At 41.7% G+C, this 7368-nt stretch carries 8 protein-coding genes and 1 pseudogene; all 9 read right to left on the bottom strand.

Features of this window, described 5'->3' with window-relative positions; all coding sequences use genetic code 11:
• Positions 1–220: 220 nt before the first annotated feature.
• Entirely contained in the window at positions 221–490 is a 270-nt protein-coding gene (locus J6578_RS10150; protein ID WP_100150994.1) for a hypothetical protein, read from the bottom strand.
• Positions 477–2204, bottom strand: coding sequence for a VENN motif pre-toxin domain-containing protein (locus J6578_RS10155; protein WP_287954591.1), 1728 nt, complete (start codon positions 2202–2204; stop codon positions 477–479). Before J6578_RS10155 ends, J6578_RS10150 begins: the two co-directional genes overlap by 14 nt.
• A gap of 332 nt (positions 2205–2536) precedes the next feature.
• Positions 2537–3058, bottom strand: a complete 522-nt coding sequence (locus J6578_RS10160) for a hypothetical protein (protein WP_287954593.1) — start codon at positions 3056–3058, stop codon at positions 2537–2539.
• Complete coding sequence (locus J6578_RS10165; RefSeq protein ID WP_287954594.1) at positions 3058–3513, bottom strand: hypothetical protein; 456 nt, start codon at positions 3511–3513, stop codon at positions 3058–3060. The genes J6578_RS10160 and J6578_RS10165 overlap by 1 nt, the downstream gene beginning before the upstream one ends.
• Positions 3514–3764: 251 nt before the next feature.
• Complete coding sequence (locus J6578_RS10170) at positions 3765–4127, bottom strand: CDI system immunity component (protein WP_287954595.1); 363 nt, start codon at positions 4125–4127, stop codon at positions 3765–3767.
• A 10-nt stretch (positions 4128–4137) separates the two neighbouring features.
• Complete coding sequence (locus J6578_RS10175) at positions 4138–5673, bottom strand: CdiA C-terminal domain-containing protein (RefSeq protein WP_287954597.1); 1536 nt, start codon at positions 5671–5673, stop codon at positions 4138–4140.
• A 564-nt stretch (positions 5674–6237) separates the two neighbouring features.
• Positions 6238–6312, bottom strand: a pseudogene (locus J6578_RS10360) (hemagglutinin repeat-containing protein); the annotation flags it as partial.
• A gap of 98 nt (positions 6313–6410) precedes the next feature.
• Positions 6411–6782 carry a ribonuclease toxin immunity protein CdiI gene (cdiI, locus tag J6578_RS10185; RefSeq protein WP_287954599.1) on the bottom strand — a complete coding sequence of 124 codons (372 nt, stop codon included), beginning with the start codon at positions 6780–6782 and terminating at the stop codon, positions 6411–6413.
• A gap of 8 nt (positions 6783–6790) precedes the next feature.
• Positions 6791–7368, bottom strand: a 578-nt coding sequence (locus J6578_RS10190; RefSeq protein WP_287954600.1) for a CdiA family toxin C-terminal domain-containing protein, incomplete at its 5' end; no start/stop codon positions are given.

Here is a 7368-nt window from a genome sequence, read left to right on the forward strand (position 1 = left end):
TGTTGCCTTTGCTGGTTAGGCTGAGTTTGTCTGATTGGAGGGTGGTCTGGCTGTGAGTTCTGGCATCAAGGTGGTTTTTACCGCTCCAAAAATTATCCCCGCTAATGCGGGGATGGTTGTTCAGTCAGGTATTTTAGCAAGTAGCTGGTTAACCTTATCTTTATCTTCTGGATGAGATGCCATTTTTTCTAACTTTTCTCAGATTTTGAACTATTGCAGTTTATAAATAATTTTTAGGAATGTTTAATAACTGCATATCAAGAGACCACCCAATGGGCTTACATTTTGGGCAATTCCATTTTGCGCCTGATTTTATCCATTTTTCTCGATAGTTTTTAGTGCTAATTAAAGTAATATCTTCATATCCAAATTCAACACCACAACAGTCACAAATATTATATGTTGGCGATTTACCATCTTCTCCCCATTGAGGTTCTGATTGTTCTAGTCCACATACGCGACATGTATATAATTCATTATTTTTGTGCATTAAAATACTCCAGATTAGTTTTGTAACCATGATTTGCTGGATTTGGTTTAAACATTGTCCTCGGGGTTCCATCAGCATTCTTTATAGCAAAAATATTTGTTGATGGATTGTAATATAAAGTATCCCCATTATTTCGAATTTTTGTCAGAGTACCTTCTGGCGGGTTTCTTACAAAGTTGTGGGTGGCATCAACATATTGTTTTGAGTTTTGAAACTCTGGGAATTCATTTTTATGTTTATCCCAATGTCCGTACGCATTTGAAACCGGGGCTTTTCTGTGTGTTTCTGTCCAAATTTTATCTTCTGGGCGTTTACCCAAATTAGCATTTACTTCTTGTTCTTTTGCTACATGTTCCCGAAAATTGCTCGATTCATTTCCTTTCTGATTTGCTACTTGGTTAGCATGTATTTTATCCTTAGTCTCTTTATAGTGCCCACCGCCTTGTTGAACATTTCCTTTTCCATGTTGAGCTTCTAAGGCTGCCTTATCTAAATGTTTATTTGCTCCCGCATCCTTTCCAGCCTTAACAGCGTCCTTTCCAGCTTCCTTACCAACTCCACGGGATTCATTCTTTATCGCATTCGCTTCTACATTCTTGATTACATGTCCTGTTGACGTAACCAGCTCTTCCGCCGAATTTAATGCCAGTAGTTCTTTTCCGGCCAATCGTAATTTCTGACCATAACCAGCAGTTATTATACCAATCGCGCCCCATATCCTACTTGTTTCATCTCCTGATAAGGTTTTTTCGTTTAATAATATACTTAATGCGTCTGCTTCACTTATGCCCGGCACCAGTGTAGCTAAATCTATCAGCATTTTACCGAACTCTGCATTATTTCTATCAAATTCTGCCGCTATAGCTTTATTACAGGCTGCCTGACTCATACCACCAGTACATACTTCTGATTTTATTTTTTCTTTCCTTTTTTCAAAATCTTGAATCACGCTTTCTGGTGTTCTTTGTACTAGTTCATTATTCTCCACCGCATTCTGCCCAGCCACTCCTGCAATCTGTGCATTAACCAGTGAACCACCTGTTAGCCCACCTGATACGGTGGCTACTGCTGATGATAGGTCTCTGATGCTGGCTTTGACGCTTTCCGGTAAGCGGTTCGGGTCTATCTCGCCAGTTCTCGGGTCTATGGCTTCGGGATACTGATCTTTGGGCAGTTGTTTAATCAGGTATTGCGCGGCCAGTTCGGCTGCGCTCGCACCTACTGCTCCGGCGGCGGCATTACCACCGTTTACGCTGGCGCTGATGGCGCCTAGGAGGGCGTGGGCTACCAGTTGGGCGGCCTGATTCTGGTTGTCGCCATGACCGAATTGTTTGCCGATAAGTTCTGCGGCATACGGTGCGAGGGCGTTGGTGGCCGCTTGCAGGTTGGTCTGGCCGCCGAGGATGCCGGTGACGGCACTGGTGACGGCGTTCAGGGCACGACTCTTGCCGCCGCCGATACCCCATGATTGGGCTTGTTCGTCTGCTGTGCGGTAGTCTTTGCTGGTTTCTCTGAGGACGAGTTGTTTTTTGTCTTCGCTGAGCTGGTTGTAATCCTGCCATAGCTCGGGGTTGTTGCTTTGTAGTTCTTGCTCGGCTTTTTCTCGTGCCTGTTGCCGCTCTTGGTTGGCTTTTCTGGCCATGTCGGCGCTAAGGGTGCGCACGCTGTTGGCGATGATGGCGGTGGCTTCTGCTACTGCCTGTTGTTTGTCCATGATCTGTTGCAGATCCGGCAGTTGCTTGACATTGCGGTGTGCGCTGTCGATATCGCTATGGATGCCTAGTTCTTCTACGCTGGTTTCTTTGCCGTTGGTGGTGATCTGCCCCGGGCTGATGGTGGGATGATAACCTCATCCTAGATTTTGTATATTTGCCGTTTAATGATACTGACAATTAATTTTGTTATCTGTAAAAGCAAAATACACAAAATTAGGATAGGGTTGACCGTTGTAGTTAAAATAACGGTAACGAAGATTAACAGATTAAATACGTTAAGGCTACCATTATTTATAGCTTAGATTCTCGATAAACTCATGTTTATCTATTATTATGATAAAAGCATTTTGCTATAAAATAATTTAAGGGACTCGTTAATAGAATAAGTGTTAGAATTTACTCTTAAATTCAATAAATCTTTAATTTTAACTCTATCCTCTTTAGTTTCCTTGAATAAACCATGGGTATCATTCAAATGATCAATTCCCGAAATTTGTGCTACCGCAATGAGAATTGATAACTGAACTATAAATAAAAAACTTTTATTGTCAAAGTGAATTTCAGTAACACTAAATTCATAAATTTCTTTATCACTATGATATCTCCAATATTCATCAAGCATATATAAAATATATCCGCCTTCTCCAAGCAACATATTTTCTGTAAATCGATATATTTCATTATTAGGCTTAATTACTTTTACCTCCTCCCCTTTAGAATTTTGAATAGAAATATTTAAAGGCTGTTTTGATTCACCTAATAAAAAATTAAATATTTTCTGAGCATGTAAAGATAAAAGATATACTTCTATTTTCATGGGTTTAGTTAAGAAAGCACTTAAAGATAAGCTCATTACCATTCCTTTGGTTTACTATTTATAACTGATTTTGGGTTTATAGTTACAAAACCATCTTTAGTTTTAACTATAACTTGATTAATAACCGCTTGTTGTAATGCATTTCCACTTAAAGGTCCATTTTGGGCGAATTTAATTAATTGTTTACTAGACATATTTTTTGCGTCTACATACATAGTTGCATTTAATATATTAAACTCTTTACCGGTTTTATTTGCCTTACTAACATCTTGTAATATTGATAATGGATTTGAAGATGTAATCTCCTTTAAGCTTACAGGGACTTTTTTTCCTGAAGCTGCTGTATACCAACCATCAATAACAGGATAATCTGAGGATGTTATGGCTTTACCATTTAGCTTACTACCTACAGTAAGTTTTGGCACTCCTTCAAATCCTCCACCAAATTCATCAATTATTCTTTGAGCCTGTTTTATTTCGTGGGGTTTCAAATCATTTACTACAACTGCCCCTTTCCCAGCCTTAGCAGAACCCTTTCATAAAACCCATTAATTTACATAAATCTTTCTGAATTTTTATGTCTTTAGCCAGTTCCGTTGCCATTTCTCTTAGTTTTTGTTCGTCCATTTTGTATCTACCTCTTTTTTTATTAATTAGAGTAGTTCTAAATTAGGCAAATACACTAATTTATTTTCAGGACCTAAAAGCTCTCCACAAGTTAGGGTGGGGAGCTTTAGTTTTTTTAAATTAAAGTTTCACCATTAAGTAATACAATAATATTTTTTTCTCCAAGTTCTTTTCTTAAAAGCTCTGCCATTCCTGTTGTATTCACTTTAGGAAAGGATTTATCGTTTACCGATACCATAAAATATGATCTTGCATCTTTAAGACCAAACTCTTCAGAAATTAACAAATCAGATTCTTTTTGATATTTTTCAACAGGATCAACTATTAATTCAAGCTGCTGTCGAGTTAACACCTCATTAGCGGTATATATAAGATATGAATGGTTAAATATATAATTATAATTTGATTTAATTACATCCAGTTTAGATTGTAATAAGTTATGATCTAACTTGGTATAACATGTTATGTCTATTGCCATTTTCTTGCCCTTACTTAATTCTTACTGCTTTTCCAGAACGGTCTATTACAATAACTTTATTTAAACCTTTTATTGGCCAATCTTTAAACTGTTTTTGTAAATCAGCCACTGTCGCTTTTGAATCAGCTAAATTAATAACAACACTGTTTGTTTGACCTTTCTGTACTTTTTTATCTACTTCTCGCCATATATTTCTGATATTGCTAGAACTAGGTGCATAATTATCAAATATTTCACCATTAATTTTATAATCAGGATTTTTAATACCTGATGTCATTGGATTCTGTTCTACATGATAACCATTCTTTGACAGTATTTTTGCACTTTCATTTTCACGCTGGAGTGAACGAATATTTTCTGCTGAGGCATTAGGCGGTAGTTTTGTTTGCTGACCAGTTAAAGAGCCCATCGCCTCCTTGCCTGCCTTGGCAGAACCTTTACTCGCCTCTTTACCTATCTGCCCAATCTCTTCCGCGTACTTCCCGCCAATCTTACTTGTCGATTTTATCGCAGAAGCAGGTAAATTGCTTACTGTAACTGCACCTGTTGCCAATCCGGCAAGTACTTCCGTGGATTCTACTGCTACCACTGTACATCCTGCCGGATTTACTCTACATGCTGAATATATTGCTGGTATCGCTTCTGGAGCTACGTATCCGATTCCTGCTACTACATAACCTCCTCCTACTGTAGCTATTGTTATTGCTGAGTTCATCATTCTGATTTGATGAGCCATTTTCATGGCTTCGCGGTGTTTTGGATCCTTGGACAGCATTGCAGCTGATGCTGGTGAGATAAGCTGGATTAAATCTACGTTATTCTCCACCGCATTCTGCCCAACCACTCCTGCAATCTGTGCATTAACCAGTGAACCACCTGTTAGCCCACCTGATACGGTGGCTACTGCTGATGATAGGTCTCTGATGCTGGCTTTGACGCTTTCCGGTAAGCGGTTCGGGTCTATCTCGCCAGTTCTCGGGTCTATGGCTTCGGGATACTGATCTTTGGGCAGTTGTTTAATCAGGTATTGCGCGGCCAGTTCGGCTGCGCTCGCACCTACTGCTCCGGCGGCGGCATTACCACCGTTTACGCTGGCGCTGATGGCGCCTAGGAGGGCGTGGGCTACCAGTTGGGCGGCTTGGTTTTGGTTGTCGCCATGACCGAATTGTTTGCCGATTAGTTCTGCGGCATACGGTGCGAGGGCGTTGGTAGCCGCTTGCAGGTTGGTCTGGCCACCAAGGATGCCGGTGACGGCACTGGTGACGGCGTTCAGGGCACGGCTCTTGCCGCCGCCGATACCCCATGATTGGGCTTGTTCGTCTGCTGTGCGGTAGTCTTTGCTGGTCTCTCTGAGGACGAGTTGTTTTTTGTCTTCGCTGAGCTGGTTGTAATCCTGCCATAGCTCGGGGTTGTTGCTTTGTAGTTCTTGCTCGGCTTTTTCTCGTGCCTGTTGCCGCTCTTGGTTGGCTTTTCTGGCCATGTCGGCGCTAAGGGTGCGCACGCTGTTGGCGATGGTGGCGGTGGCATCGGCCTGTTGTTTGTCCATGATCTGTTGCAGATCGGGCAGTTGGTTGATTTGGCTGTGGGCGCTGTCGATGTCGCTGTGGATGCCCAGTTCTTCTACGCTGGTCTGTTGGCCGTTGATGGTGATCTGCCCGGGGCTGATGGTGGCATGGGTGGTGCTGTGGTCGCTGCCGCTTTGGTGTTGTGGCAGGGTTGGGTTGTAGCTGGGGTTGCCGGGGATGGTGCTGTCTTTGCCGGAGAAGCCGCCACTGATGGTGGTGTTGCTGGCTTTGAAGCTGGAGTGGTTTTCTATGTCTGTGAAGGTGAGGCTGTTGGTGGTGAGCTGGTTGTGCTCTTTGGCAGCGGTGGAGGCGATGGCGCCGCCTTGCAGGTCGATGCTATCGGCGCTGATGTGGTAGCCGTCTTTGCCGGCAAAGAGGCCGGATTGTTGGTTGACGGCGTTGAGGTGGCCGGAGGCGTTGCTGCTGTTGACGCCACCGGATGCTTCCCACACGCTGCCAAAGCCGCCTTGTACGTGGATGTTGGCACCGCTCTGGCTGATTTTTTGGTCTATTTGGTCTTGTGGGCTGATGATGCTGAGTTTGCCGCCGATGTTGGCATCTATGCGGTTGGCATTGGTCTGAGCGCCAATCAGGGTGGTATTGCCTTTGCTGGTCAGGCTGAGTTTGTCTGACTGTAGGGTGGTCTGGCTGTGAGTTCTGGCATCAAGGTGGTTTTTACCCCTCTAAAAATTATCCCCGCTAATGCGGGGATAATTATTCAGTCGGGTATCTTAGCAAGTAGCTCGTTAACCTTATCTTTATCTTCTGGATGAAGTGTGAGATATTTTTCACATGCTAGCCTAACGTAATAATAACAGGTTTCTTCACTGACTACTATTTCATCATTTTTTTCTGGAGGATAACCTATAGCAAAAAAAACACCCTCCTCAAAAATCATATCATCTAAAAAACCATCATACTCGCAAGCAAAATGACAATATGCACCATCCGTGCTAAATCCTGTCTTTTTAATCATATAATTAACTGCTTTTAAAAAGCAGCTTTTATCATACATAATATCAAAATAAGATACCATAATTAAGTTTAGCCCTGTATCAACATCGGCTTGGGTAAATAATTCTTTTGTCATTTTAGACCTCACTCAGGATGAAAGTTTCTTATTGTGCCTGTCGTTTTATCGACATATATTCTAAATTTAACTCCGTCAACAATTGCACTAGTCTGCCCACTTTTGCTAGCCATAGCATCAGTATATCCTTTGATAGCTGCTTTCTGTCCTAAATCTAGTATTTTTTGATCTGTAAAAATCTTAGGGTCATAAACTGTTTTCTCAAATGGTCTTGAACCATTACCTTTATAATCTCCTGTGAAATTCCCTGTTCGATCCTTAGCTGGTATTTGATATTCGATCTTAATGATTCCAGGGATATTTGTTGGTGTTTCGCTCAATATTTTTACACCATTTTGTTTTGCTGCAGTATGAAATGCATCTGCATTATGTCCTCCTGAAATCCCTGCTTTTTGACTAAACCCATCCACAGTAGCTAAATGTTTTGGTTGATTAATATTAAAACTAATACCATCAGGAGTTTTAGCCGTTATTGTCTCCTTTCCAGCCTTAGCAGCATCCTTTCCAGCTTCCTTACCAATTTCACGAGACTCACTCTTTATCGCATTCGCTTCTGCGTTCTTGATTACATGTCCTGTTGACGTAA

The sequence above is a fragment of the Snodgrassella sp. genome (assembly GCF_024103505.1).
GTDB classification, from domain to species: Bacteria; Pseudomonadota; Gammaproteobacteria; order Burkholderiales; family Neisseriaceae; genus Snodgrassella; species Snodgrassella communis.